General features: G+C 61.3%; 24 protein-coding genes and 1 pseudogene. 12 read left to right on the forward strand and 13 right to left on the reverse strand.

The genetic code is table 11. The features are described from left to right. Positions 1 to 83: 83 nt before the first annotated feature. Positions 84 to 416 carry an MGMT family protein gene (locus ACTNDJ_RS04485; RefSeq protein WP_117743637.1) on the forward strand — a complete coding sequence of 111 codons (333 nt, stop codon included), beginning with the start codon at positions 84 to 86 and terminating at the stop codon, positions 414 to 416. 302 nt (positions 417 to 718) lie between these two features. Here ACTNDJ_RS04485 and ACTNDJ_RS04490 read toward each other — a convergent pair whose 3' ends face one another. After that, positions 719 to 1,567 carry a hypothetical protein gene (locus ACTNDJ_RS04490; protein ID WP_233505259.1) on the reverse strand — a complete coding sequence of 283 codons (849 nt, stop codon included), beginning with the start codon at positions 1,565 to 1,567 and terminating at the stop codon, positions 719 to 721. 257 nt (positions 1,568 to 1,824) lie between these two features. Further along, the gene (locus tag ACTNDJ_RS04495) at positions 1,825 to 3,075 is read right to left on the reverse strand and encodes an MFS transporter (protein ID WP_117799207.1); all 1,251 of its coding nucleotides are present in this window, start codon (positions 3,073 to 3,075) and stop codon (positions 1,825 to 1,827) included. 394 nt (positions 3,076 to 3,469) lie between these two features. Here ACTNDJ_RS04495 and ACTNDJ_RS04500 point away from each other — a divergent pair, with 394 nt between their 5' ends. The 5 genes and pseudogenes from ACTNDJ_RS04500 to ACTNDJ_RS04520 form a co-directional block, all read left to right on the forward strand. Further along, positions 3,470 to 4,489, forward strand: a complete 1,020-nt coding sequence (locus tag ACTNDJ_RS04500) for an SPFH domain-containing protein (RefSeq protein WP_118345662.1) — start codon at positions 3,470 to 3,472, stop codon at positions 4,487 to 4,489. A 64-nt stretch (positions 4,490 to 4,553) separates the two neighbouring features. Further along, complete coding sequence (locus tag ACTNDJ_RS04505) at positions 4,554 to 4,745, forward strand: Arc family DNA binding domain-containing protein (RefSeq protein WP_117734980.1); 192 nt, start codon at positions 4,554 to 4,556, stop codon at positions 4,743 to 4,745. 343 nt (positions 4,746 to 5,088) lie between these two features. Continuing rightward, positions 5,089 to 5,709: a helix-turn-helix domain-containing protein gene (locus tag ACTNDJ_RS04510; protein ID WP_117762863.1), complete on the forward strand. Its 621-nt coding sequence runs from the start codon at positions 5,089 to 5,091 to the stop codon at positions 5,707 to 5,709. A 100-nt stretch (positions 5,710 to 5,809) separates the two neighbouring features. Further along, positions 5,810 to 6,163 (forward strand): hypothetical protein, encoded by a 354-nt coding sequence (locus tag ACTNDJ_RS04515; protein ID WP_441063176.1) that lies wholly within the window; start codon positions 5,810 to 5,812, stop codon positions 6,161 to 6,163. Positions 6,164 to 6,359: 196 nt separating this feature from the next. Continuing rightward, positions 6,360 to 6,530 (forward strand): annotated as a pseudogene (locus ACTNDJ_RS04520) (helix-turn-helix transcriptional regulator); the annotation flags it as partial. 342 nt (positions 6,531 to 6,872) lie between these two features. Here the strand turns inward: ACTNDJ_RS04520 and ACTNDJ_RS04525 are convergent. After that, the gene (locus ACTNDJ_RS04525) at positions 6,873 to 8,195 is read right to left on the reverse strand and encodes an L-cysteine desulfidase family protein (protein WP_441056171.1); all 1,323 of its coding nucleotides are present in this window, start codon (positions 8,193 to 8,195) and stop codon (positions 6,873 to 6,875) included. 267 nt (positions 8,196 to 8,462) lie between these two features. On the opposite strand from ACTNDJ_RS04525, the gene rpiB reads away from it, so the two are divergent. Continuing rightward, positions 8,463 to 8,930, forward strand: coding sequence for a ribose 5-phosphate isomerase B (rpiB, locus tag ACTNDJ_RS04530; protein ID WP_006234151.1), 468 nt, complete (start codon positions 8,463 to 8,465; stop codon positions 8,928 to 8,930). Between the two features lie 177 nt (positions 8,931 to 9,107). Here rpiB and ndk read toward each other — a convergent pair whose 3' ends face one another. The 4 genes from ndk to ACTNDJ_RS04550 form a co-directional block, all read right to left on the reverse strand. After that, a complete protein-coding gene (gene ndk / locus ACTNDJ_RS04535) occupies positions 9,108 to 9,512 on the reverse strand; it encodes a nucleoside-diphosphate kinase (protein WP_055251725.1) in 405 nt (134 codons plus the stop codon). A gap of 385 nt (positions 9,513 to 9,897) precedes the next feature. Next, on the reverse strand, positions 9,898 to 11,328 hold the full coding sequence (gene argH, locus ACTNDJ_RS04540) for an argininosuccinate lyase (RefSeq protein ID WP_427747767.1): 1,431 nt from the start codon (positions 11,326 to 11,328) through the stop codon (positions 9,898 to 9,900). Positions 11,329 to 11,446: 118 nt separating this feature from the next. Further along, positions 11,447 to 11,617, reverse strand: coding sequence for a hypothetical protein (locus tag ACTNDJ_RS04545; protein WP_441056172.1), 171 nt, complete (start codon positions 11,615 to 11,617; stop codon positions 11,447 to 11,449). A gap of 240 nt (positions 11,618 to 11,857) precedes the next feature. Then, positions 11,858 to 13,078, reverse strand: a complete 1,221-nt coding sequence (locus ACTNDJ_RS04550) for an argininosuccinate synthase (RefSeq protein ID WP_441056173.1) — start codon at positions 13,076 to 13,078, stop codon at positions 11,858 to 11,860. 554 nt (positions 13,079 to 13,632) lie between these two features. Between ACTNDJ_RS04550 and ACTNDJ_RS04555 the strand changes: the two genes are divergently transcribed. Continuing rightward, positions 13,633 to 14,460, forward strand: coding sequence for a Cof-type HAD-IIB family hydrolase (locus ACTNDJ_RS04555; protein WP_441063179.1), 828 nt, complete (start codon positions 13,633 to 13,635; stop codon positions 14,458 to 14,460). A 272-nt stretch (positions 14,461 to 14,732) separates the two neighbouring features. Here ACTNDJ_RS04555 and polA read toward each other — a convergent pair whose 3' ends face one another. Further along, positions 14,733 to 17,483: a DNA polymerase I gene (polA, locus tag ACTNDJ_RS04560; protein ID WP_441063180.1), complete on the reverse strand. Its 2,751-nt coding sequence runs from the start codon at positions 17,481 to 17,483 to the stop codon at positions 14,733 to 14,735. Positions 17,484 to 17,649: 166 nt separating this feature from the next. Here polA and ACTNDJ_RS04565 point away from each other — a divergent pair, with 166 nt between their 5' ends. Next, a complete protein-coding gene (locus ACTNDJ_RS04565; RefSeq protein WP_441063181.1) occupies positions 17,650 to 19,047 on the forward strand; it encodes an aminopeptidase in 1,398 nt (465 codons plus the stop codon). A 103-nt stretch (positions 19,048 to 19,150) separates the two neighbouring features. Further along, positions 19,151 to 19,960 (forward strand): YaaA family protein, encoded by an 810-nt coding sequence (locus ACTNDJ_RS04570; protein WP_441063182.1) that lies wholly within the window; start codon positions 19,151 to 19,153, stop codon positions 19,958 to 19,960. 40 nt (positions 19,961 to 20,000) lie between these two features. Here ACTNDJ_RS04570 and ACTNDJ_RS04575 read toward each other — a convergent pair whose 3' ends face one another. Then, positions 20,001 to 20,516, reverse strand: coding sequence for a hypothetical protein (locus ACTNDJ_RS04575; RefSeq protein WP_154515290.1), 516 nt, complete (start codon positions 20,514 to 20,516; stop codon positions 20,001 to 20,003). A gap of 171 nt (positions 20,517 to 20,687) precedes the next feature. Here ACTNDJ_RS04575 and thiC point away from each other — a divergent pair, with 171 nt between their 5' ends. Both thiC and thiD read left to right on the forward strand, forming a co-directional pair. Further along, entirely contained in the window at positions 20,688 to 22,022 is a 1,335-nt protein-coding gene (gene thiC, locus ACTNDJ_RS04580) for a phosphomethylpyrimidine synthase ThiC (RefSeq protein WP_099431544.1), read from the forward strand. A gap of 177 nt (positions 22,023 to 22,199) precedes the next feature. Beyond that, the gene (thiD, locus tag ACTNDJ_RS04585) at positions 22,200 to 23,030 is read left to right on the forward strand and encodes a bifunctional hydroxymethylpyrimidine kinase/phosphomethylpyrimidine kinase (RefSeq protein WP_427719233.1); all 831 of its coding nucleotides are present in this window, start codon (positions 22,200 to 22,202) and stop codon (positions 23,028 to 23,030) included. Between the two features lie 73 nt (positions 23,031 to 23,103). Here thiD and ACTNDJ_RS04590 read toward each other — a convergent pair whose 3' ends face one another. The 4 genes from ACTNDJ_RS04590 to ACTNDJ_RS04605 all read right to left on the reverse strand — a co-directional run bounded on the left by ACTNDJ_RS04590 (position 23,104) and on the right by ACTNDJ_RS04605 (position 25,767). After that, positions 23,104 to 23,322, reverse strand: coding sequence for a hypothetical protein (locus ACTNDJ_RS04590; RefSeq protein WP_441063184.1), 219 nt, complete (start codon positions 23,320 to 23,322; stop codon positions 23,104 to 23,106). A 78-nt stretch (positions 23,323 to 23,400) separates the two neighbouring features. Beyond that, positions 23,401 to 24,516: a TIGR02452 family protein gene (locus ACTNDJ_RS04595; protein WP_441063185.1), complete on the reverse strand. Its 1,116-nt coding sequence runs from the start codon at positions 24,514 to 24,516 to the stop codon at positions 23,401 to 23,403. Positions 24,517 to 24,652: 136 nt separating this feature from the next. Further along, positions 24,653 to 25,348 carry a Bax inhibitor-1 family protein gene (locus ACTNDJ_RS04600; protein WP_154515280.1) on the reverse strand — a complete coding sequence of 232 codons (696 nt, stop codon included), beginning with the start codon at positions 25,346 to 25,348 and terminating at the stop codon, positions 24,653 to 24,655. 80 nt (positions 25,349 to 25,428) lie between these two features. Next, the gene (locus ACTNDJ_RS04605; protein WP_154515278.1) at positions 25,429 to 25,767 is read right to left on the reverse strand and encodes a hypothetical protein; all 339 of its coding nucleotides are present in this window, start codon (positions 25,765 to 25,767) and stop codon (positions 25,429 to 25,431) included. Positions 25,768 to 25,805 lie beyond the last annotated feature (38 nt).

Here is a 25,805-nt window from a genome sequence, read left to right on the forward strand (position 1 = left end):
AACACCTCTTTGGAAAGGCGCCCCGCGCATGTGGGGCGCCTTTCTTGACTACAATGGCGATATCGATTGAAAGTGAGGGCGGCATGGCAGACCGGGACACCGACGGATTCTTCAACCGCGTATACGACATGGTACGCCAGGTGCCCTGCGGCATGGTTGCCACATATGGTCAGATCGCCAAGCTCGTTGGTGAGCCCCGTCGAGCCCGATACGTGGGATACGCCCTGCACGTCAATCCGGAACCCGGCACCATCCCCTGTCATCGCATCGTATTCGCCGACGGACGCCTCGCGGAGGGGTTCGCCTTCGGTGGGCCCGAGGCGCAGCGCACACTGCTCGAGGACGAAGGCGTTGCCTTCCTCGCCAACGGACATGTCGACCTGCAGGCCTCTCGCTGGCCAGCGGGCCTGGTATGACAAGGGGCGCCGACAGCGCCCCTTCCCGTTTTGGATCCTTGGCAGGCAACCCAATCAAACGGTCGCCTCGAGTGCGTCCCCCGCGCGGTCGAGTGTGCTTCTGACCTTGGCACCCTGTTTGAACCACGTGCGCAGGTCCTCGAGCGTGCTGCCCGCTTGCATACACCTTGATTTTGCGACCACCCCTCGTGGTCACCGTGCAGCGGTCGCCGCTCTCGCTGTTCTCGTGCGCCGTGATCTTCTTGAGGTAATCGCGGCGAAACGCCACGACGCGGGCGTTGCTGATCTCGATGAACCAATCGTCATCGACAAGCGAAGTACCCGTGGCACCTCGGCTTGCCATCTCCTCGGAGAAGGAGAAACCGAGCGCGCGCTCCTGCCTGCCGATCTCGAGGATGCCGCGGGCCGGCATGCCGAGCATGAGCAGGGGCAGGAACCCCCCCTATGAACAGGAACAGGAACGGGATGAGCACGAGCAGGCGCGCACCCTCGTCGGTGAAGACCGCCATGAAGGCGAGGACGAGCGAGAAGACGAGGGCCATGCCGTTGAAAACAATCGTCAACGGCTTGATGGCAGACCAACACAGGCCCGCCTTGGTCATGGGACCGTCGACGGCGTCCGAGACTTCGATGCCCTCTTCCTCCAGACGGGCGAGGAGGTTGAGCGAGCACACCCCCTCGAGGCTTATCGAGCAGAACTTCCGGTCGCCCTCGAACAGGTCGATCCTCATCATCTGCGCGTGAAGCGTTGCACGGGTGATGTTGCCAAACGTCGTCTCCTTGCGGATGCCGAAGGCGTTACGCGAGAGAATGCGCCCACCGTCCACGTCGATACGCGGGATGCTCAGCAAGGCCCAGATAGCCATACCCGCGAGCGCCATGGCATGACCGAACCACACAAGTTCGTGGTCCCACTCGCCCAGCGAGACGCCCTGCCAGACGTAGACACCCAGCATGAGCAGTTCGAACGCGACGGCGCAGCAGGCGATGATCGTGCGGATGGCTGCGGGCATGCGCACCGTGAAGCAATCGAGGCTGTCCGTTGCCTCGCTGCGCTCGCGCGCGCCGCGGCGGGCGACCCATGCAGTGAGCGGGCCGACGATGAACACGGTCATACCGACGCGCAGAATGGATTCGAGCAGATTACTCATAGGGGCCACCGCCTCGAGCTCTGGAGATTAACTGCAGGAAACGCTGCCAGAACGATGGGATGCGCACAACGTAAGGAGCCGCGTATCGGCAAGCGGCGGCATCGCAATCGCCCGACGAACAGATGATGATCGGCGCCGGGCCAGACGAATTAAACAAAAGGGTGGTCGACGGCGCCCTCGCAGGCGCACCGTCGACCACCCTTCACGTCGCAGCGACCCTACGAGCCGTCCGAAACGAAACGCACTCCGCCAGAGCGCTACCCAATCTTGCGGATGCTCGGGATCGCCCAGGTGATGCCTGCTAGGATCACCATTGCAGCACCGATGAGCACGAAGCACGCGCTTACGCCGATGGCGTCCGCGAACAAGGTCGATGCGACGAGCCCCACGGGCATAGCCCAGCTGCAGACCGCTCCGTACAGACCGAAGACGCGGCCCATGCACTCGGGATCGACGCGCTCCTGCATGAGCGCCATCTGCGGCGCGCTGTACAGCGGACTCGAGACCCCCATCGCGAACGTAAGCCCCAGAAACACAACGAGCGCGGAAGGGGGCACGAGGCCGCCCGCGAGCGTGCCCGCTCCGAAGAGGCCGATGGCCAGCGTGCACGAAAGAGCGCGGTTCTTAAGGCCACCCGTCGCCCCGATCCAGCCGCTCGCCGCGATCATGCCGACCGAGAACGCGATCTCCGCGATAGCCGACTGCGTAGTGGTGCCCCCAAAATGGTCGAACACCATGAGCGGGAACAGCGCGGATATGGGCGAGAACAGGACCGAGAAGGCGAAGCCGATCCAGAGCATGGCGAACAGACCGTGATGGCGTTTGAGCTCGCGGTACCCGTTGGCCGTCTCCAATAGGAAGGCCCGCACCGCGCGGTGCGACGCCTCGGCGTTCTCCTCGGGCGTATGGCGCTCGGGCGCCGGCGTCTTGATGCCGGAGGTCGCCACCGCGATGCTCGCGAGCACCGCCCCGGCGACATCGAGCGCGATCATGAAAGTCAGACCAAACGCCGGGTAGACCGCAGCGGCGATGGCGTTGCCGATGATATAGCTACCCGACTGCATGAACTGCAGCATGCCCGCCAGCTTGCCGAGCACCTCGGGCGGGGCGATGAGCGGTGTGAGCGCGTTGAAGGCGGGCGTATGGAGCGTGCTGCCCAGCGCACGGACGAACAGCACCGCCGCCACAACGGCGACAGAAAGGTCGCCCCGAAGCGAGCCGAAGACAAGCGTGAGGCTCACGGCCGCGATGAAGAGATCGGCGCCGATCATGAGACGCTTGATGGACGTGCGGTCCACGATGGTGCCCGCGAAGGCGCCGAGGAGCGCCATGGGCAAGAAGGCCGCCAGGCTCACGAACGACAGGGCGCTCGCGGAGCCGGTGGTGAGGGTGACGTGCCAGATGAGACCCATCTGCAGAATGGAGCTCGTGAGCACGGAGAAGAACTCGCCGATCCAGACGATGGCGAGCGAGCGCTTCCAAGAAGCGCAGGGATTCGGTTGTGTCATGGAATAATCCTTTGATGCGATCGGTGGTATGCAGCGAAGTACCGGTCGCTCACGCGACCGTGGCTAGAGCCAAATCCTCATGGAAGCAAGCATGGTGCAGCTCCCCTTTCCAAATCTAGAGGTAAACCTTCAGCCGTGAGTGAATCTATTATAGGGACTTGCGAGCCAAGATGCAACAGGAAGACCTCTACGGAGCGTAGATGCCGGGCGCCCCGAACCACTTATGCCATGAGAGACGGCATCCGATTCTCCTTGACTTGGTCTCAATGTGATATCACAATGCAATCAGCAGTCGCACGGACTGCTCGGGGACTCGCCTCCTCCCCATCGCAATCTGGAGCGCGGCGCCGGGGACGTCATGCAAACGCCGGCGCAGTCATGAAAGGAACTCACAATGAGCGTGGAAAAGCAACTCAAGGCCAAGTCGGGCTACGGCATGCTCGTCGCCGTGGCGGTGGCGCTCATCGTCATCATCGGCCTCTTTATCTGGAGCACCATCGGGCTCGCGAGCACGCCCGACGGCGTCGACGCGCCCGCAGTCTACGGATGGGGGCTCGGCCTCAGCATCCTCGCGTTTTGCCTGTGGTTCATCCCACTCAACGGATTCTTCTCGCTGCAGCCCGGCCAGGCGCGCGTGTGCATCCTGTTCGGCAAGTACGTGGGCACCGTCCGCGACGAGGGCTTCTTCTGGGCCAACCCGTTCTTTAGCAAGAGCATGGGCGGATCGGCCGGGATCGGCGAGATGATCGAGCTCGAGATGAGCGATTCCAAGGCCGCCAAGGCCGCGGCGCAGAAGGCCGCCAAGGGCAACCCCACCACTATCTCCACCCGCGTGCGCACCCTGAATGGCGAGCGCCTGAAGGTCAACGACAAAATGGGCAACCCCATCGAGATCGCAACCGTCGTGGTGTGGCACGTCGCCGATACCGCCAAGGCGCTCTTCGACGTCGACGACTACCAGAGCTATGTCGCCATGCAGGCCGAGACGGCGCTGCGCCACGTGGCGAGCGTGTACGCCTACGACCACCTGGAGGACGAGTCCGATGCCGCCGGCGCCATCACGCTGCGCGCCAATGTGGAAGAGGTCTCCGAAGCCCTGCGCCGCGAGCTCGCGATGCGCCTGGCGCCCGCCGGCGTCGAGGTCGACGATGCACGTCTCACGCACCTCGCCTACTCCCCCGAGATCGCCCAGGCGATGCTGCGCCGCCAGCAGGCCGAGGCCGTCATCGCCGCACGCAAGAAGATCGTCGAGGGCGCGGTCTCCATGGTCGACATGGCCGTGAAGGAGATGGCTGCCGGCGGCACCATCGAGCTCGACGACGAGCGCAAGGCGCAGATGGCCAGCAACCTCATGGTGGTGCTCTGCGGTGAATCCGAGGCGCACCCGGTGCTCAACGCAGGCTCGCTGTACTAACCCCAACACCAATGAGTAATATGGGGACGGGTGCAAAATTGCACATTCGACAAGAAGGCACGTCATGGCACGCAAGCAGTATCCACTCCGTATAGACCCCGCTATCTGGGAGGCCGTCCAACGCTGGGCGGACGATGAGATGCGCAGCGCCAACGGTCAGGTGGAATGGATCTTGCGAGACGCCCTCAAACGCGCGGGAAGGCTGCCGAAGAAAGAGCCCTCGTTCAAGGGCACGCCCAAAGGCGAAGAGGGCTAAGCCGGGAAGACAGGGCTCGGCCGCTGCCGACGTCGGGACAAAGCCGCGCCCCGCGCCGCGGTCGAGGCAGAGCTGAGCCCCGCCGCTCCAAAGTCGAGCCGAACGGCGGGGCCAACACCAACCCAAAGCAAGCTCGCCCCCTCTATACGCACCAACCGGTCCCCGGAGGCATCCGCCTTTGGGGACCGTTCTTTTCCCAGCTAGATGTCGTATATAAAGCCTTTTGACAGCTCGATTTTGCCCCGTGGGGGTCAAATATAAAGACCTTTGATGGTACGATGCTCGCGTCAATGACATGGTGGCTCTCGACAGGGGTCACCCCGACCCTCTAGGGAGCAAACGCATGGAGCTGGGCTCGCACATCAAGGAGCATCGCACGGAGCTCGGACTGTCCCAAGACGATCTGGCGGAGCGCATCTACGTGTCGCGCCAGACCATCAGCAACTGGGAGTGCGGCCGTACGTATCCGGATGTCCAGAGCCTGCTGCTGCTTTCCAACGTGTTCGGGGTGACCGTGGACTCCCTCATCAAAGGAGATGTGGAAACCATGGCACAGGTAATGAACGAAGCGGTCAAGAAGTACAACGCCCTATCCACAATCACGGTCGTGAGTGCGGTCGTGTTTTTGGTGCTGAGCGCGTGGGCGGCGTTCCAGTTCGAATGGGGCTGGGGCATGCACATCGCGCCCACCGCGGCGTTTGCCGCCGTGGCGCTCGTCGTGATGCTCGTGGCGTTCGTGTATATGGAACGCATGAAGAAGCAGCACGACCTCGTCACGTACCGCGAGGTGTTGGCGTTTAGCCGCGGCGAGCAGGTCGATCGCGACACGCTCGAGGGGCGCCGTGAGCGCGAGATGAACCCTTGGGTCAAGGGCACGCGCAACGCGGTGCAGATCATCATCGGCGCCATCGCCGGCGGACTGGTGGGCGTCGGCATCGGCATGCTCGCCAAGATGCTGAGTTAAAAGCGCGGGTACGCACCCGTTCCCCGAAATGGTATCCCCCTTAGCCCCCATTCTGAAGATGTATGCCAGAATGGGGGCGATTCCCGTTAGGAGGTGCCCCATGAACGTCACCGTACGCGCGTCCCTCATCGCATTGATCGCAATCGTTGGCGCCTGCTGGGCAATCCCCGTCCTCCTGGTGAGGGTCGTCCCACCCGATGCCGGCATGATCGCCATGATGGCGCTGATCTACCCCGTGCTCCCCGCAACTGCAATCACCCTCGGCCTGCTCGCCGCGAACTCCGCGAGGACGCTCTTCTGGGTACCCGCGGCGCTCGGAATCGGACCCGCGGTCCTGTTTCCCCTCAAGGTCGAGGGCAGCCAGGACCTTGCGTTCCATGGGGTTGCCTATACCGCAATCGGCTACGCCGCCATGGGCCTGTACACTTGGACGATTGCTCGACAGCATCGCTAAGCCATCGCCCCGCAAGCCTCCACAAGCCAAATCTCCCCGCGGCGATGGCACGCATCGCAGCAACAATCATGCAGGTAAACCCCGTGCAAAACAGTTTTTGCAGCGCCCGGCAAGCCTTGCCGCATATGATGTACAACAGATTCGATAGCGCACCCTACGTGTTCGCGGGACGCTCCTTCACGACCGGGAGGTGACGATGGACATCAGCAACCAGATCAAGACGCGGCGCGAGGCGATGGGGCTCTCCCAAGAACAGCTCGCCGAGAAACTCTACGTGTCGCGTCAGACGATCTCGAACTGGGAGCGGGACAAGACGTATCCGGACGTCCAGAGCCTGCTCATGCTGAGCATCCTATTCGACACCTCCATAGACACGCTCGTGAAGGGAGACGTAACCGTTATGGAAGAGGCAGTCGAAAGAGATCGCAAGCGCATGGGAACGCGGATGCTGCGGCTGGCGGTGGCGTTCGCACTGATACTGTCGCCGGCGTTTAACTGGATGGAGGGCACCTGGGGCGCCGGCTTCGCCGCGGCTGCGGCGTTCCTGCCGGCGATAGCGGCGCTTGTTGTCGCAACCGTCCTCGAGCGCATCAAGCGCGAGAACGACCTGGTGACCTACCGCGAGATCCTCGCTGTCCGCAATGCAGACAGGTGCTTTACAGCCACAAGCGCGATAGTTTCAACAACAAGATGCAGTGCCCCAGAGCCCCTAGCAGTCGACGATGGTCTTGCCGATCATGATGTTGAGGATCTCGACGTCGGTATCCTTCATGCCAACGCGGCCCACATAGCCCATGCTGGCGATCGTCTCTTCCACCGTATCCTGAATCAGGCCCTCGCCGGCACGGAAGCCGCGGCCCTGCATGGCCATATCGTGGCCCAGAATCGCCGCATCAACGGCAGCGGAAATCTTAGCGGCGCAGCTTGCCTTGGCGCCATCGCACACGATGCCGCCCACGTTACCGAGCGTATTGGAGACCGTCGCGCCGATCTGCTCGCGCGTGCCACCGCACAACCAGGTAATCGCCGCGCCGGCACCACACGCAGCGCAAATAGCACCGCAAAACGCCGAGAGCGCACCAATATAGCTCTTGATATGCACGGCAATAAGATCAGACAGCATCACGGCGCGCACCAGGCGCTCGTGGTCGCAGCGCAGGTAGTCGGCATATTCCATAACGGGCAACGCACAGGTAATACCCTGGTTGCCCGAGCCGCACACAATGGCGACCGGCAGCGCACAGCCGTTCATGCGGGCATCGGACCCGGCGGCCGCACGGGCACGGGCACGGCAGGCGACGTCGTCGGCACGAGCGCCCAGCAGCGTACGGCCTACCTCAGCGCCCCAAGCGTGCGCCAGGCCCTCGGCGCTTATTGCGCCGTTCAGCTCAATCTGACGTTCAACGGCGGCGCGAGCACCCTCGATGTCGCCGTCCTCGATAAAGTCGATGATGGATTCGATCGACATGGGCGTGTCGGCCTTATCGGCGGCACGCTCGGCCACGACGCGCTCGGCGCAGGCGTCACACTCCCCCGCCGACTTGCCACACACCGGAATACCGTCGAGCGTATGGCACGTAACATTGGTGTGGTGGTCGGTGATCTCGACGACCGCGGTATGGCCCCCGGCAGTGGCAGTTACCTTGATATAGAGGTTAGGCACACCCTCGACAAGCGACACGTCGCAGTAGTCAGCGTCGGCGAGCAGCTCGGTCACGCGAGCGCGGTCTGCATCGTCAACACTCTCGAGCACCTCGAGCGCGCTCTTGGCGTCACCGCCCACGGCACCCAGCACGGCCGCAGCCTCGATACCGTGCATACCGCCCGAGTTGGGCACGGTCACGCTCTTTACATTCTTGATGATGTTGCCCGAGCAGGCAACAACCATATGTTCGGGTTCGCAACCGAGCGTCTGGCTCGCCAGCGCCGCCGCATAGGCAACGGCAATGGGCTCGGTGCAGCCGAGCGCACAGACAAGCTCGCGGTTCAAAACATCACAAAACGCGGTATCACGGATGGAATCGGTAGGCATAGGTATCTCCTACATGTATAACGGGTTGCTCTCGCAAGTATCAACTTCTCCATTTGATAACAAGGCACCAAAAACCGCAAGTCGAGTTCCGGCAGACGGCCGCCAGAAGCAAATTGGCGGCATTTTTCGTGATGGGCTAATGTTCGCGTCCGCTAAAGCGTTTGACCAAAAAACGCCCGAGTGTTTAGGCAAAAGACGCGCTATCATGCAGTCGAACGCGGTAAAACCTTTAGCAATTCCGCCGCACGGACCAGAGAGGAACCACTCATGAAGATCGGTATCGGCAACGACCACGCCGCCGTCGAGCTCAAGAACATCATTTCCGAGCACCTGAAGGAGCGCGGCTGCGAGGTCGTGAACTTTGGCACCGACACCTCCGAGAGCTTTGATTACCCCATCGCCGGCTACAAGGTGGGTAAGGCCGTGGCCAACGGTGACGTCGACCTGGGTATCCTAATCTGCGGTACCGGCGTCGGCATCAGCCTGGCCGCCAACAAGGTCGAAGGTGTTCGCGCCGTCGTATGCTCCGAGCCCTTCAGCGCCAAGCTCTCCCGCATGCACAACAACACCAACGTGCTCGCCTTTGGCGCCCGCGTCGTGGGCTCCGAGCTCGCCAAGATGATTGTCGACGAGTGGCTCGATGCCGAGTTCGAGGGCGGCCGTCACGAGCGTCGCGTTAACCTCCTCAACGAGATCGACCACACGCGCGGCCTCAAGGTCGTCGACGAGGCTTAAAGACCTACAAAGCCATACGCTAACGCCAGCCCCCGCCCGGAAGAAACATCCGGACGGGGGCTGTTTAGTAGATTTTTGGGATATACCTAGAAATCTACTGGAATAAAAAGGGCGCCGCGGATGGAATTCCGCGGCGCCAAAGCCACACGCTAACAGCTTTGAGGAGTCAAAGCTGGTTTAGCCAAAGAAGCGCTTGATCTCGATCTCGGCGTTCTCCAGGCAGTCGGAGCCGTGGATCACGTTGGCGTTGACATCGACAGCGAAGTCGCCGCGAATGGTGCCGGGGGCAGCGTCAAGCGGGTTGGTAGCGCCCATAAGGGTGCGCATCTTGGAGACAGCAGAAAGACCGGAAACGACCATCTTGACGACCGGACCGCTCGTCATAAAGTCGCAGAGACCGCCAAAGAAAGGCTTGTCGGCCAGATGAGCGTAGTGCTCCTCGACGGTAGCGCGCTCGAGCGTGGTCATCTCCATGCGCTCGATGACAAGGCCGCTGCGCTCAATGCGAGCAACGATCTCGCCGATCTTGCGATCGCGCACAGCGTCGGGCTTAATCATAATGAAGGTCTTCTCGATAGCCATAAGGTAGCCTTTCAAGTAGGTTCGCGCGTGCCCAAGTCCCATTCCGGCACCCGCCTGGACTGCATCGTAACAGAGTTTTAGCTGCAGTTAAACAAAAAACTGTTTATTGAAACACTACAATTTATTAAAACGTTCCATATGTGTCACTTCTGTTTCGAAGCCCGATTAGAGTACCATCCGACCGCGCATCAACCGCACCGAACCGAGCGGACGGTCGGTTGCCGCCCGTGAACGTAGCCCCTTCACAACCTGCCCAAAGGTCCTACAGAAGTTATCGACAAGCCCCTTTCCCATTGCAACAAAATACGGGCGTCCACTGCAGCAGACGCCCGTAAAGGCAAAAACGATTTATCAATAAATGGCCAAAGCCGCTTCAACTAAACCCTTACTTTGCCCCATGGCCCATCTCGACGACCTTGGTCAGCGATCCAAGCACACCTTCGTCGGCAACGAGTTGTGCCTGGGCACGCTGCAGCTGCACGGCAACGGCGGCAGGGGCGGTACCGCCCTCGGTCGTGCGTGCAGCGACAATCGACGGGATGTCGAGCGCCTCGGTAATGTCGTGCTCAAAGAGCGGGCTTGCCTCTTGGAACACCTCAAACGGCAGGTCCTCAAGATTGCAGCCGCGCTTCTCGCACATCAGGACCAAATGGCCCACCACGGCGTGGGCCTCGCGGAACGGCAGGCCACGCTTGGCCAGGTAGTCGGCAACGTCGGTGGCGGCAAGGTGCCCCACGCCGCACTCGCGCGCCATGGCATCCTCGTTGACGGTCCAGGTCGAGATCATACCGGCCATAACGGACAGGCACTGCATGAGCGTATGGGCGGTATCGAGCGCGCCCTCCTTGTCCTCCTGCAAGTCCTTGTTATAGGCGAGCGGCAGGCCCTTCATGGTCACGAGCAGCTGCACCAGGTTGCCATAGACTCGGCCGCTCTTGCCGCGGATAAGCTCGGCAAAATCGGGGTTCTTCTTCTGCGGCATGATGGACGAGCCAGTGGAATACGAGTCGGAAAGCGTGATAAAGCCAAATTCGGAGCTCGACCACAGCACGATCTCCTCGGAAAGACGCGACAGGTGCATCGCCATGACGGAGCCGGCGTAATGCAGATCGAGGAGGAAATCACGGTCGGAAACCGCATCGAGCGAGTTGGGAATCACGCCCGCAAAGCCAAGTTCGGCGGCCGTCATCTGACGATCGAGCGGATAGCTCGTACCGGCAAGCGCGGCAGCGCCCAGCGGGCAGTTGTCGGCAGCATCAAAGGCGGCCTTCAGGCGTGTAAAGTCGCGCGCGAACATCCAAGAATACGCCAGCAGATGATGCGACAGCAGCACGGGCTGAGCATGCTGCATGTGCGTGTAACCCGGCAGAATCACCTTGTCGTACTGTTTGGCCGCATCCACCAGCACGTGGCGCAGCTCAAGATTGGCCTCCATGAGCTCCTTGGCCAGCGCCTTGACGCCCAGGCGTGTATCGGTCGCCACCTGGTCGTTGCGCGAACGCCCGGTATGCAGGCGCTTGCCCGCCTCGCCGATGCGACGGGTCAGCTCGCTCTCGATGGACATATGAATGTCCTCGTCGTTGATATCGAAGGTGAAGTTGCCGGCATCGATATCCTGTTCGATTGCGGTCAGACCCTCGGCAATCGCCTGCTCGTCCTTTGCACTGATAATGCCCTGGGCCGCCAGCATCTTGGCATGTGCCTTAGAGCCAGCGATATCCTGCTTATAGAGATGTTTGTCGACCGGCAGCGACGCGCCAAACTCCTGCGTGACCTCGGCCACGCCTGTCTCAAAACGACCGCCCCAAAGAGCCATGGAACCGTCCCCTTTCTCCAAATACCAAAACAAGCGCCCAAAGCAAAGCGCCATGTCGCTAAAGCGATTTATCAACCGCTAGTTTTGCACATTCCCCACCGAGCGCGAGACCATGTGGCTAATTTGCAAAGAAGTGACGCACCAGGCACTTGGCGCCCATCGACTCCCGCCAGCCGTTGCTCGCCGAGCCGTCAATCCATGTCTTCAGGCTCATAGGGACATCCTCGACCTTTGCAGCATCGAACTCGGGCGCGAGGGCAAGTAAAGCATGCGCGATAGCATTGAACATAATGGATACTCCTCAGATATATATAGGCGCAGAGCCGTCAAATTGATAGAAGGAGCCCCGCCGGACAACCCCGGCGGGGCTCGGACTCAGCCGCAGGCGCGGCATCATATATGCGGGCGGAATGTAGGGGCCACCGATGTTAAGAAGTGTCAGCAAGCATAACGAAAGGTAGGGACCCCATGCGCCCGTTATGTATCACGCGGATGGGCCGCGCGGATACCAAGGGAGAAAGACTTAAGCCTAGGCGGCAGCAGAGCTGGGACCCTGGACCTTGGCCCACGTCTTGAGCGACAGCGTGTCGATCTCGATAAAGCCGGCGCTGGCCTTCTCGTCAAACGTGGTGTCGCGGTCGTAGGTGGCCAGACCGTAGTCATAGAGGCTGAAGGGGCTCTTGCGGCCGACAACATGGCAGTTGCCCTTAAAGAACTTCAGGCGGACGGTGCCGGTCACGAACTTCTGGGTATCGGCCATAAAGGCGTCGAGTGCGTTTTTGAGCGGGCTGTACCACTGGCCGTTGTACACGGCGGTGGCCCAATCCTGCTCGAGCTTAATCTTGGTCTTGAGCAGATCGCCCTCGACGCAAATATCCTCGAGCGCCTTGTGGGCGGTGATAAGCGTCAGGGCGCCGGGAACCTCATAGCACTCGCGGCTCTTGAGGCCCACCAGGCGATCCTCGACCAGGTCGAGACGACCAAAGCCGTTATCGCCCGAAATCTTGTTGAGGGCGATGACGATCTCGGAGAGCTTCATCTTCTTGCCGTCGACGGCGACGGGCTTGCCGGCCTCAAACTCAATCTCGGTGTAGGTCGGGGTGTCGGGCGTGTCCTCGGGATTCTTGGTCATAACCCAGGCGTCGTCGAGCGGCTCGTTCCAGGGATCCTCCAGGTGGCCGCACTCAATGGCACGACCCCACAGGTTGTCGTCGATGGAATAGGGGTTGTCGTTGGCACCCTCGGGAACCGGCACGTTGTGGGCGTGAGCATAGGCGACCTCGTCGGGACGGCACTTCAGATCCCACTCGCGAACCGGGGCGATAACCTTAAGCTCGGGGTCGAGGGCCTTGACGGCAGCCTCAAAACGAACCTGGTCGTTACCCTTGCCGGTGCAGCCGTGGGCGACGTAGGTCGCGCCAAACTCGTGGGCGACCTCGACAAGCTTCTTGGCGAGCAGCGGGCGAGACAGAGCGGAAAGCAGCGGGTACTTGTTCTCGTACATGGAATTTGCGGCGATGGCCTTGGTCAGGAACTCATCGGAGAACTCATCGCGCAGGTCGAGCACCTGGCAATCAAGAACGCCCAGGTCGAGCGCTTTCTGTTTCTTGGCATCCAGGCCGGTCTCCTCCTGGCCCACGTTGCCGCAGACGCAAACGACATCGAGATTCTTCTCGTCCTGGAGCCACTTGACACATACGGATGTATCAAGACCACCGGAATATGCGAGAACGACTTTTTCCTTGCTCATGGCTGTTTCCTTTCGCCCTTGGTAGCTAGTTAGAACATCGGTCAGTTGCAAGTCATTTCAAGGTCACGTACCGTGCAATATCAGGTTAAATAGCAAAAATCAGCACATACATGCCCTAGAAACATACAGCAATGTCGTGCTAAAACCCAACGACCTTAAAATGACTCTGTTGAGGCAATTCGCCCCATGCGGACAGAGACGATTGTTATCGTCGTCGGGAAATTGCGCGCTGGCGTCGGATGGCATTGTCTGCAGTGGTTATGATCTTTACGAACTGCATCTGCCTCTCCTTTCACCTATCGCCGGGCGCAATTCTAATATCGCAAACGGTACCTTTTCCTCGGTAAGCGGCTCTTTTGCCGTCTCCGTTTTCGATGGTCGCTATATTACGCTAAAGTGCCCGCTGCACAAGCGACAAATTCAAATTTCTGAAAAGTTTTTTCATTAGTTTGTGAAATGCAGTGCAAATACGCTCCGTTCCTGCGAAAATACGCCTGATTACGAGTTGATGGTTATAACGTCTGAAACAATTTCGAAACGAAAGGCTCGATTTTATGCAAACTTACGAATCGGACGCCAATATCGGAAACATTAAGCTCATCGCCGTCGACATGGACAAGACGCTGCTGACCGACGAGCGCGTGCTGCCGCAAGGACTTGACGAGCGCCTGGACAAGCTCGCCGAGGCTGGCATCGTATTCTGCCCCGCCAGCGGACGTCCCGCACCCAAGCTCGAGGAGATGTTCGAGGACATCAAGAGCCGCATCGCTTTTTGCCCCGATAACGGCGCGTGCGTGATATATCGCGGCAACTATATCTATAAGAGCAATATCGATGTGGCGCTGTATCAACAGGTGCTCGCTCGTGCCTCGGAGGATTCTCGCGCCGTTCCCGTCCTGTGCTGCTTCGACGAGTTCTACGTGCTTGCCCGCGACCATCAATACCACGACGAGATCAGCGTCTACTACAACACAATCAACTACGTCGACAGCTTTGAGGGCATTGATTTCGAGTCCAACAAGATTTCGATCTTCTTCCCCGCCTACGACGCCGAGCCTGCGTTCCGCGAGACCTATAACCCCGCGTTCTCGGATCAGCTCTACGTCACCAATGCGGGCCGCGAGTGGATCGACTTTATGAACCTGGGCGTCGACAAGGGCGCCGGCGTCGCGCACCTGTGCGAGCACTTGGGCATCGATATCGCCGATGCCGCCGCCGTGGGCGACACCTACAACGATATCCCTATGCTCGAGCGCGTCGGGCATAGCTTTATCGTGGACAATGCCGAAGAGCATATGAATGCGCATGCCAAGTGGCGCATTCCGAGCAACAACGACGGGGGCGTACTGACGCTCATCGACGCCATCTTGGCGGCTCGGTAATCTATCTCGTCGCCATGCCCGGGGCCGGCCGTTTGATTTTTGCTCGGTCAGGTCCTGGGCTCGCTCGAAGGCCACATTAAGTGGCCTTCGGCTCGTGCGGAATCTACAAAAATCAAACGGCCGGCCCCGGGCATGGCTATGTTGACTTGCTTGCCGCCTAGATGGCGTCTTGGGTGTCTAGATACTTGGCTGATTTTTTGGAATGAAGGGGGCTCCTTGTTGGCAAGGAGCCCCCTTCTGCCTTTAGTTACTTTGGAATTGTGGGCGCTTTCCTATTTCGCGTCGGCCCAGGTTATGCCGGTGCTGGCTTCGGCGATGAGGGGTACGCGGAGGTCTACTACGTGCTCCATGACGTCGCGGACCATGGCGGTCAGGCGCTCGACTTCGTCGACGGGGCACTCAAAGTCCAGTTCGTCGTGCACTTGCAAGATCATGTGGGCGGCAAAGCCCTCTTCTTCCAGGCGGCGGCTTACGCGGGCCATGGCGATCTTGATGATGTCGGCGGCGGTGCCCTGCATGGGGTGGTTCATGGCCGTACGCTCACCAAAGCCACGGAGTTGCGGGTTTTTGGCCTTGAGCTCCGGAATATGACGCCGGCGACCGTACATGGTCTCGGCGTAGCCCGTCTGCTTGGCGCGCGCCACCACGTTGTCGAGGAACGTGCGCACGCCCGGGTAGGCCTCGTAGTAGCGATCGATCATGCCACGCGCCTCGGCCATCGAGATGTGCAGCGACTGCGACAGACCGTACGCCTGCTGACCATACACAATGCCAAAATTCACGGCCTTGGCGCGACTGCGCAAGTCGGGCGTTACCTCGGACACCGAAACGCCAAACACGCGCGCGGCCGTCTCGGCATGAAAGTCCTCGCCCTCGTTAAAGGCGCGCACCAGGTGCTCGTCACCCGAGAGATGCGCGAGTAGACGCAGCTCGATCTGCGAGTAGTCCACCGCCAAAAAGACACTGCCCTCGCCTGCCGAAAACGCCGTCTTAACGGTACGGCCCAGCTCAGAGCGCGTCGGGATGTTCTGCAGGTTCGGGTCGCTCGAGGACAGGCGACCCGTTGCCGTGATGGTCTGGTTGTACGTGGTGTGCACGCGACCGTCACCACGGCGCAGCGGACCTAGCGTGTCCAGATAGGTCGACTTAATCTTGGACTTCTCACGCCAGTCCAAAATCAGGCGCACGATTTCGTGGTCACGGGCAAGGTCGCTCAGCACCTTGGCGTTGGTCGAATAGTACCCGCGCTTGGTCTTTTTGAGGCCCTTGGTCGGAAGCCCCATAACGTCAAAGAGCACGTGCGAGAGCTGCATGGGACTGCCGATATTAAACGTCTCATCACCTGCCAGGTCGCGAATGCTGCGCTCGACCTCGGTGATCTGGGTCGCCAGGCCCTCGGACAGGCTGTGCAGCCGGTCGGGATCTACGAGCATGCCCGCGCGCTCCATCTTGGCAAGCACCGGCACGAGCGGCATCTCAATGCCATCGAACACGTTGGCGGCGTTCTCGCGGGCCATGCGGTCGCGAAGCGGCGCCACGAGTGCCAGCGTCAACGCCGCGGTACGGGCAGCAGGAGCAGGAGCGTCCTCGCCAGCACCATCCGCACCGCGCGCCGCAGGCAGCGCCATCTGCAGATAGGTATCGGCCAGATATGCCTCGTCAAACTCGGAGCGGTCGGAATCCAACAGATAGGCGGCGACCACAGTATCGAAGATGCGCGTGGAATCGACGGCCAGCGGATCCATGAGCTCAGGCTCAGAGGAATCGATGGGCGAAAGCTCGTGCAGCAGCGCCTTCATGTCCGGGCTCGCCACGCGGCCCTCCATAAACAGGCGCGCGAGCACGCCGGCGATCACGCCGTGGGCAACGTTGAAGCCATCGACCACGGCAGACGCACCGCCGTCGCCCTCCTCGAGCGCAAGCAACCCCTTGGACGTCGCCAGCCACAGCGTGCGCGTCAGGCCAAAAAGTGCGCCTTCCTCCTTGTCATCGTCCACCACAGCGGCAATCCACTCGCCCGCATCAATCGCGCGAGCGACCTCGGCGGCGGCGGCAGCAAGCGCCTCGGCATCGCCGGCGGCGGCACGCAAAACAGCAGGCATCTCGAACGTGCTGGCAGCGGCCGCAGCCCCGCCCTCGCCGCCAATCAGCGCCAAAAAACGGTTCTGCATGGCCGTAATGCCGAGCGTGCCCAGCGCAGCGGACACCTCGTCGGCAGAAAACGCCGGGAAGGACGTCGCATCAAAGTCGAGCTCGACAGGCGCATCGGTACGAATGGTTGCGACCTTGCGGCTCAGCAGCGCGTCGTCGATATGCGCGCGCAGGTTCTCGCCCATCTTGCCCTTGACCTCGTCGGCATGTGCGATGACCTCGTCCAAGCTGCCGTACTGCGCGATGAGCGCGCTCGCCTTTTTGGGGCCGATGCCCGGCACGCCGGGAATGTTGTCGGAAGTATCGCCCTTCAGGCCGTAAAAATCGGGCACGAGCGCCGGTGTAATGCCGTGATACAGGTCGTCCACGCTCTCGGGCGTCATAATCGCCACGTCGGACAGGCCTTTGCGGGTCGAGACCACGTTGACGTGCTCGGTCACGAGCTGATACATGTCGCGGTCGCCGGTCACCAGCAGCATGTCGCAGCCGGCTTCCTCGCCCAGGCGCGCCATGGTGCCCAGGATATCGTCACCTTCCCAGCCCTCGGACTGCAAAATCGGCACGTTGAGCGCAGCGAGCAGCTCCTTAATCATGGGGAACTGCGCGTGCAGGTCGGGGTCCATGGGCGGGCGCTGCGCCTTATACTGCGGCAGCATCTCCATGCGCACGCGCGGCTTGCCCTTATCAAACGCCACGACCACACCGTCGGGGTTAAAGGCGTCGATCATCTTGAGAAACATGTTTAAAAAGCCAAAGATCGCGTTGGTGGGGCGACCGTCCGGCGCGTTCATGGTGGGCGGCACGGCGTGGAAGGCGCGGTGCATGAGCGAGTTACCGTCGATAACGGCAAAGGTGCGGTGCTTGTCAGACATATTGAATACCTCGCTTTGGGCTGGGCACGATTTGCTCCCACCAGTTTACACGCTCCCCGCCTCGCGGCCACCGCACATCAAGCTCCCCCGCCACCGCGCGCCCGCGCGTGATACGATGGCTCGCGGTACATTAATCAGCACGATCGATCCGAAAGGAGCCTGCGTCATGGAGCGTCCCTGCGCATGGAAAAAGTACACGCCACAGCAAATCGAGGAGCTCGAGGAGCTTTGCCGCGGCTATAAGATGTTTTTGAGTGAGAACAAGACCGAGCGCCTGTGTGTCAAGGCCGGCATCAAGATGGCCGAGGAGGCGGGCTACGTCGACCTGGAGACCGCGATCGCCGAGGGCCGCGAGCTCAAGGCAGGCGACAAGGTGTACGCCGCCAACCACGGCAAGGACCTTATGCTCGTCAACCTTGGCACCGCCCCGCTCGAGCAGGGCTTTAACATCCTGGGCGCCCACGTGGACTCGCCGCGCCTGGACCTCAAGCAGAATCCCGCCTTCGAGGCCGGCGACATGGCCTACCTCGACACGCACTACTACGGCGGCGTCAAGAGCTACCACTGGGTGGCCTCCCCGCTCGCGCTTGTGGGCGTCATCTGCAAAAAGGACGGCACCACCGTCGACATCAACATCGGCGACAAGGCAGACGACCCGGTCTTTACCATCTCCGACCTGCTGATCCACCTCTCGAGCGAGCAGATGTCCAAGCCGGCCAAGGACGCCGTCGACGCCGAGATCCTCGACGTGATCGTGGGCGGCCGCCCCGTCAAGTTTGACGAGGACGACAAGGACGCCCCCAAGGAGCCCGTCAAGCAGATGTTCCTGGATATCCTCAAGGAACAGTACGACGTCGAGGAGGAGGACTTCCTCTCCGCCGAGATCGAGGTCGTGCCCGCCGGCCCCGCCCGCGACATGGGCCTCGACCGCTCCATGATTTTGGGCTATGGCCACGACGACCGCGTCTGCGCCTACCCCTCCATGCTCGCCCAGATCAACGTGGCAGACGTCGAGCGCACGAGCATCACGCTCATCGTCGACAAGGAGGAGATCGGCTCCGTGGGCGCCACCGGCATGACGAGCCGCTTCTTCGAGAACACCGTCGCCGAGATCATGACGCTCGCCGGCGAGAGCAGCCCGCTGGCCCTGCGCCGCGCACTCGCCCGCAGCCGCATGCTCTCCTCTGACGTGTCCGCCGGCTTTGACCCGGGCTATGCCGGTAAGTTCGAGACTAAGAATGCAGCTTTTATGGGTCGCGGCCTGTGCTTTAACAAGTACACGGGCAGCCGCGGCAAGGGAGGCTCCAACGATGCCGACGCCGAGTATGTGGCCCTCGTCCGCGACATCATGGACGAGGCGGGCGTGGACTTCCAGACCTGCGAGCTCGGTCGCGTCAACGCGGGCGGCGGCGGCACCATCGCCTACATCATGGCCAAGTACGGCATGAACGTCATCGACTCCGGCGTTGCCGTCCTGTCCATGCACGCCCTGTGGGAGGTCGCCAACAAGGCCGATATCTACGAGGCCTATCGCGGCTACAAGGCCTTCATCGAGCGCGCCTAACCAACCCTTCATCAGTTGCGGTGAGATACGGGCTAAACTGGCCCATAAACGGCCAAAACAGACCGTATTACACCGCAACTTCCTTTTTGGCAGAGGAGAGTCCATGCTGCAGGTCATCATTTCGCCCGCCAAGCAGATGCGCGCGGCCCAAGATGCTTTTGAAGTCCTGGGCATTCCACCTTTTGCGCGCGAGACGGCTCGCCTCCACCGCGCACTGCTAGATATCGAGCGGAATGAAGGCAGCGGCAGCCTGCAGGCGCTGTGGAACGTGAGTGACAAACTGCTGGGGCCCTGCCTCAACACCCTGCATGAGTTCGAGCCCATCTTGCAAAGCGGCGATCTCGACAATCCCGCACTCGCCCGTCACCTCTCCCCTGCCGTCATGTCCTATCACGGCATTCAATACCAAAGCATGGCGCCCGAGGTGATGGATTCCGCACAGCTCGCATGGCTGCAAGACCATCTGTGGATCCTCTCGGGCCTTTACGGATGCGTACGCCCCTTTCATGCCGTTGAACCGTATCGGCTGGAGATGGGCGCGAAGCTTGCCGTCGACGACGCCCGAGACCTCTACGCGTTTTGGGGCGACAAGCTCGCACGGGTCATCGCTCCGGCAGGCTCCAACGCCACGATCGTCAACCTCGCCAGCGCGGAATACGCCAAAGCCGTTCTGACCCGCCTCACCACCGACGCCACGGTCGTCACATGTCTCTTTGGCGAAGGCATCCGCAACGGCAAGCCTATCCAACGCTCGACCGCCAGCAAAAAAGCGCGCGGCTCCATGGTGCGCTGGATGGCAGAAAACAAGTTCGAGGATGTAAGCGGGCTCACCGCGTTCGACGTTGGTTATCGTTACTTTCCCGAGCTTTCAAATAAAAACACTTTGGTCTTCCTGAACGAACAGGCCTTGTAGGACTACCGCTACTTTTGAATGTGCTGCCTAGGCACGGCCTCTATTCCGCCAGGCCGTCGGCTTTTGCAATCTCGCTCGTCGAGCCATCTTGGTAGGTAACCTTAACGTGCTCCACCTCGGACGCCTCAACACCCGACGGAGGCTCCAGGCGCCATTCCGTCAGGGCTATATCCATGGTCGTGGGTACATCCCCCTGATCTTTGAGCTCGACCGACAGCGTCCTAAGCGACGCATCGAAGGTCACACGCTCGATCTCTTCACCAGGAATGGAACCACCGCTCAGCTGCAGTTGCACAAACTTGTCGCGCGGATACCAATAGTCGCCCGGCGCGGCAACAGTATTGCCACCCGCGACCTTCGCCGTCATAATCGGCAGGCTATCGTCCGCCTCAAACGTCCAGGAAACTCCCCCACGCCCGCCAAACGTCCAGATACAACAGGCAATCACCATCACGACAAGAATCGCGAAACCAATTGCGACCAGCCCATGATGGGCGCGGCTCTCCTCGGCCGACACATCCCACTGCGTCTCTCGATACAGATGCTTGTCTTCCATGTTCGCCTCCCCGCGGGCATGCTCGTCGCGTCAATCGTACCCATTCGAGCTATACTTGAGCCCGCCACATAAACGGGGAGCTTGCAGGACAAGACGGCAGGCTGAGACTGGGCGCGCCCGCCCTGACCCGCAAACCTGATATGGGTAATGCCAACGAAGGGAGCCGTGCCAATGAGCACACAGACCGAGCCCAAGCTCGTCACGCAAATCGACTTCGCCCGCGCCGGGCAAATCACACCGCAGATGAAGGAGGTTGCCGAGCGCGAGCATCGCGACCCCGAGTACATCCGCGAGCGCGTGGCCGACGGCCGCATCGCCATTCCCGCCAACATCGTGCATATCAAAAAGGGCATGCGCGCCTTTGGCGTCGGCGAGGGCCTGTCTACCAAGGTCAACGTCAACCTGGGCATCTCGGGCGACAAGGCCGATGCCGCCGAGGAATGGAAGAAGGTCAAGATCGCCGAGGACTTTGGCGCCGACGCCATCATGGACCTCTCCAACTCGGGCAAGACGCGCCAATTCCGCCAGCAGCTCATCGACGAGACGCCGCTCATGGTAGGCACCGTCCCCATGTACGACGCCATCGGCTACATGGAAAAGCCGCTTGTCAAGCTTACCAAGGACGACCTGTTCGAGGTCGTGCGCGCGCACGCCGAGGACGGCGTGGACTTTATGACCATCCACTGCGGCATCAATAAGTCGGTCACCAAAACCTTTAAGGAGACCGGCCGTCTCATGAACATCGTCAGCCGCGGCGGCTCACTGCTGTTTGGCTGGATGGAGGTCACCGGCAACGAGAACCCCTTCTACGAGTACTTTGACGAGCTGCTCGAGATCTGCCACGAGTACGACGTGACGATTTCGCTCGGCGACTCCTGCCGCCCGGGCTGCCTCTACGACTCCAACGACGCCACCGAGACCGCCGAGATGATCGAGCTCGGCAAGCTGTGCAAGCGCGCTTGGGCCGCCGGCGTCCAGGTCATGGTCGAGGGCCCGGGGCACATGGCGCTCGACGAGATCGCCGCCAACATGAAACTGCAGAAGCGCCTGTGCCACAACGCCCCGTTCTACGTGCTCGGGCCGCTGGTGACCGATATCGGCGTGGGCTACGACCACATCACCGCAGCCATCGGTGGCGCCATCTCCGCCAGTTCCGGCGCCGACTTCCTGTGCTACGTGACGCCCGCCGAACACCTGTGCCTGCCCAACGCCCAGGACGTGCTCGACGGCCTCATGGCCACCAAGATTGCCGCACACGCCGCCGACATCGCCAAAAAGGTGCCCCACGCCCGCGACATGGACGACAAGATGGGCCAGGCACGCCGCAAGCTCGACTGGGACGCCATGTGGAAGTGCGCGCTCGACCCGGTCACCGGCAAGAAGCGCTACGAGGAATCCCCTGCTGCCACCGAGGGCACCTGCACCATGTGCGGCAAGATGTGCGCCGTCCGCACCGTCAACAAGGTGTTCGAGGGCACGACGATCGACCTCGGCATGGAGGACTAACTCGTCACCGGAGCCATAATCGGCCACAAGTCGTTCGTCAATTGTTGACGTGTGAACAATTTCTTTCATTTACGTAAAGATTGCACCACCCGCCCGGGATCGGCATACAGCCGGCCCGGGCAACTTTATAATGCGGGCAGGAGACCCATTTGAATCCGACCGAACAAGGGAGCGAACATGGATCGCAGTAAGGTACCAGCCGTCCTGTCCATCGCAGGATCCGATTCCAGCGGTGGCGCCGGCATTCAGGCCGACATCAAGACCATCACGGCGCACCGCCTGTATGCCGAGACGGTCATCACGGCCATCACCGCACAGAACACCCTAGGCGTCACCGCCGTGCAGAACATCTCCCCGGATATTGTCGCGGCGCAGATCGATGCCGTTTTTGACGATATCCGCCCCAGTGCCGTCAAGATCGGCATGGTTTCTTCTGCCGAGATTATCGAAGTCATAGCCGACCGCCTGAGCGCCTGGGACGCACAAAATATCGTCGTCGATCCCGTCATGGTCGCCACTTCGGGCGCTCGTCTCATCGCCGAGGACGCCGCCGAAGCGCTTACACGCCGCCTGTTCCCACTGGCGACCGTCATCACGCCCAATATTCCCGAGGCCATGGCGCTGCTCGACTACGAGGTCGATTCCGAGCGCACGCAGCAAAACGCTGCCATGCTCCTCACCCGCCGCTTTGGCTGCGCGTCCCTCGTTAAGGGCGGGCATTTTGTCAACGAGGCCAACGATGTGCTAGCAGAGCCCGCGCCGCTCGATGACGAGGGCAACCACCTGGGCGATCCGCTCACCACGTGGTTCCGCCACAAGCGCATCGAGACCGACAACACGCATGGTACCGGCTGTACGCTTTCGTCCGCCATCGCCTGCGCGCTGGCCCAGGGCATGGATCTTGCCGATGCCGTCAACGCCGGCAAGGCCTACCTAACCGGCGCTCTCGCCGCCGGCCTGAACATGGGCAAGGGCTCCGGCCCCGTCAACCACATGTGGCAGTACTAAAAAGCCAGCAACCAAAACCACCGCACAAACCACCACAAAGGCGCCCGTCCCTTTGTGGTGGTTTGGGGCTGCGCTACTCACCGAGCATCTCTTGGAGCTTGGCTGCCACGGCGTGGCCCAGGCTCTCGTGGCTTTCGGGCATCATGTGCAGATAATCGATATCGCCCAGGTCGCGCTGGGCCACGCCGCACCAGCGCACATCGTGCGCATAGCGCACCGCGGTGCCATCGCGCATGCCCGCCGGATCGTAGCCATAGGTATTGCTGTCACCAAAGCACAGGACGTTTTTCATCGCAAACCCCTCCTTCAGCAAAAAGCCGACGGGAGCAGCCCCTCCCGCCGGCTCGACCTATCTGTCAGCGCGCACCGATTACAGATACTTGCGCCAGTCGTCATCATCCTCGTCGTCCTCGGCAGCGGCATGAGCCTGCTCGGCGGCACGGGCGGCCGCGGCACGGGCGGCAACCTGGGCATAGGACTCCTCGTTGCGCTCGGGGAAGCTTGCCAGCACGTGCTCGAACTTGGCAAAATCCTCGTCCCAGCGCGTAGAGGGCACGGCAAAGAAGACCTGCTTGACCTTAAAGTCGCCCGATGCGAGCTCCTTGCGGAAGAGCTCGGCCACGGCCTCGGCGTCAAAGCCGTTGTTGTCACAGCCCCAGGCGCCCAGCACGAGCTTCTCGCGACCAAGCTCGTCGCAGATAGCCAGCACAAAGCGGATACGATCGCGCAGGGCGTCCAGCAGGGCATCGTCACCCACGCGATACTCCTGGCGAGCGCGCTTGGCGTTGGGCGCAGCGGCAACGATCACGTCGGCGTACGCATGCACGTGGTTGCGGTCGAAGCGCACCGCAGGCACCACCAGCGCGCGGTTGCGGTACAGCTCACAGTTGATGTTGCGGCGACGGTTCTCGCCGTACCATTTGCGCTGCTTATCGAGCACATTGTACAGATACGAATCGGCACAGAGCGTGGCCTCCTGACCCAGATAGCCCTGGATGTAGCCACCGCCCGGGTTGGTGAACGAGGCAAAGGCGAGCACGGCCATGTCGCAGAACTGCGCGTAGCCTCGGCCGTTATCCAGAATGGCCTGCGTGGCAGAGGCGTCGAGCACGGTGACCTCGGGCAGGACCGGAGCGGGCTCCTCGGCAGCAGGCGCGGGCTCGGTCTCCGTGGCTTCCTCTGCGGGCACAGGCTCGGCCACGACCTCGGTCTCGGCAGGCGCAACCTCGGTGGCCTCAGACTCATCGGTAACCTGCTCTTCGGCAGCAGCCACCTGGGCCTTAGCATTCATCGCCGCGACAAATCCGGCAGGCATGCCCTCGAACTCGCGCACGCCGGCAAGCGAGCGCTCGATATCCTTTGCGCACGCTTCGGACACAGTCGCCACGTGACGCTCGGCGGCCTTGGCACGGGCCTCGCGCTTGGGATTGGGCTGTCCCGCGCGGTTGGGCCTACGGTTACGGTTCCTGTTGTCGACGTCTGCCATAAGTGGTCACCTTTCTCGGTCGCTGCCGCTATCGGCTTTTCCCATCCATGATACCCCGCCGCGTACAAAAAAGGCGGCCCCGAAGGACCGCCTTTCGCATCGATTTGCGCGCGGCAAGCACCGCTGCAATCTGGCACTAGTCGCGACGACCAAGGATGTTCAGAATGCGCAGGAACACGTTGATAATGTCCACGAACAGGTTGGACGCCATGAGCACGGCGTTGGGCAGCGTGGGCGGCACCGTCGTGGCCACATAGGTGTCGTAGCCAATAAAGCCGGCGAACACCACAATCACGATCAGGTCGGTGATGGTCTGCGAGACGCCCATGAACATCAGCACGATCTCGACCAGAATCGTGGCAAGCAGAATGCCAAAACCAATGCCGTACACACGCTGGAAGAATTTGGGGAAGGTCACGCCCAGTGCGCCAAAGACAAAGGTGATGGCGGCAGTGGCGATAAAGGCGGTGTTGATGGTGGGCAGGTCGTAGTTGGCAAGGCCAAACGACGCGGTCAGACCAAAGGTGCTCGCAAAGATCGCGTAACCCGCGAGCGACAGGCCCACGGACTGCTTGCTGGCGGCGGCCGACATCATGACGATGCCGACAATGGTCAGGATAAACGAGCCAAAGACCAGCGGCAGGGCGGCGCCACTCATCATCATGCGCGCAAACGACATGGTGCCCGTAAAGTAGGCACCAGCGCCCATAGCGCAAAAACCCAAAAAGATCAGGGCAGACATGGCAAGGTTGTACGCGCGCGGCGACATCTCCTTGGCACGGCTTGCGCCGGTCTCGATGGGGCCGTTCTGATAGCCCTGGATATCGTTCATAATTTCGTCCTTTCAAAAAGCGCCGCGACAGCGCCGTAGGTGACAAGATTCCTGCCATTGTACCCGAATGGCGCGCGCTCTTACCCGCGGCGCTCACTCTCGAGTGTGCGGTCGAACGCCCACACCCACCACCGCATCAGATGAGCCTGCGAGCCATCCGGTCGCTCACGCGCCTGGTCTTCCAGATACAGCTCGGTCGTATGTCCGCCAAAACGAACCTTATAGGTTGCCGTACGAATGCCGTGAACCGTCAGGCCAAAACCGGTAGACGAGACAATCTCGTCAATCGTAAAGCAGCGACCGTCGACCCAGCAGACGGTAACCGGCACAACTTGTCCGCCCGCGAGGATGCGGGCCACGACGTCCACATACTGCTTGTGCACGCGCCGAGTTTTGCCATCTGTCTGTCGATATTCCATGCCCCTATTATCGAACGCATGTTTGCATATTGTAAAGC

The organism is Collinsella sp. HCP3S3_D1 (genome assembly GCF_052064015.1).
Classification (GTDB): domain Bacteria; phylum Actinomycetota; class Coriobacteriia; order Coriobacteriales; family Coriobacteriaceae; genus Collinsella.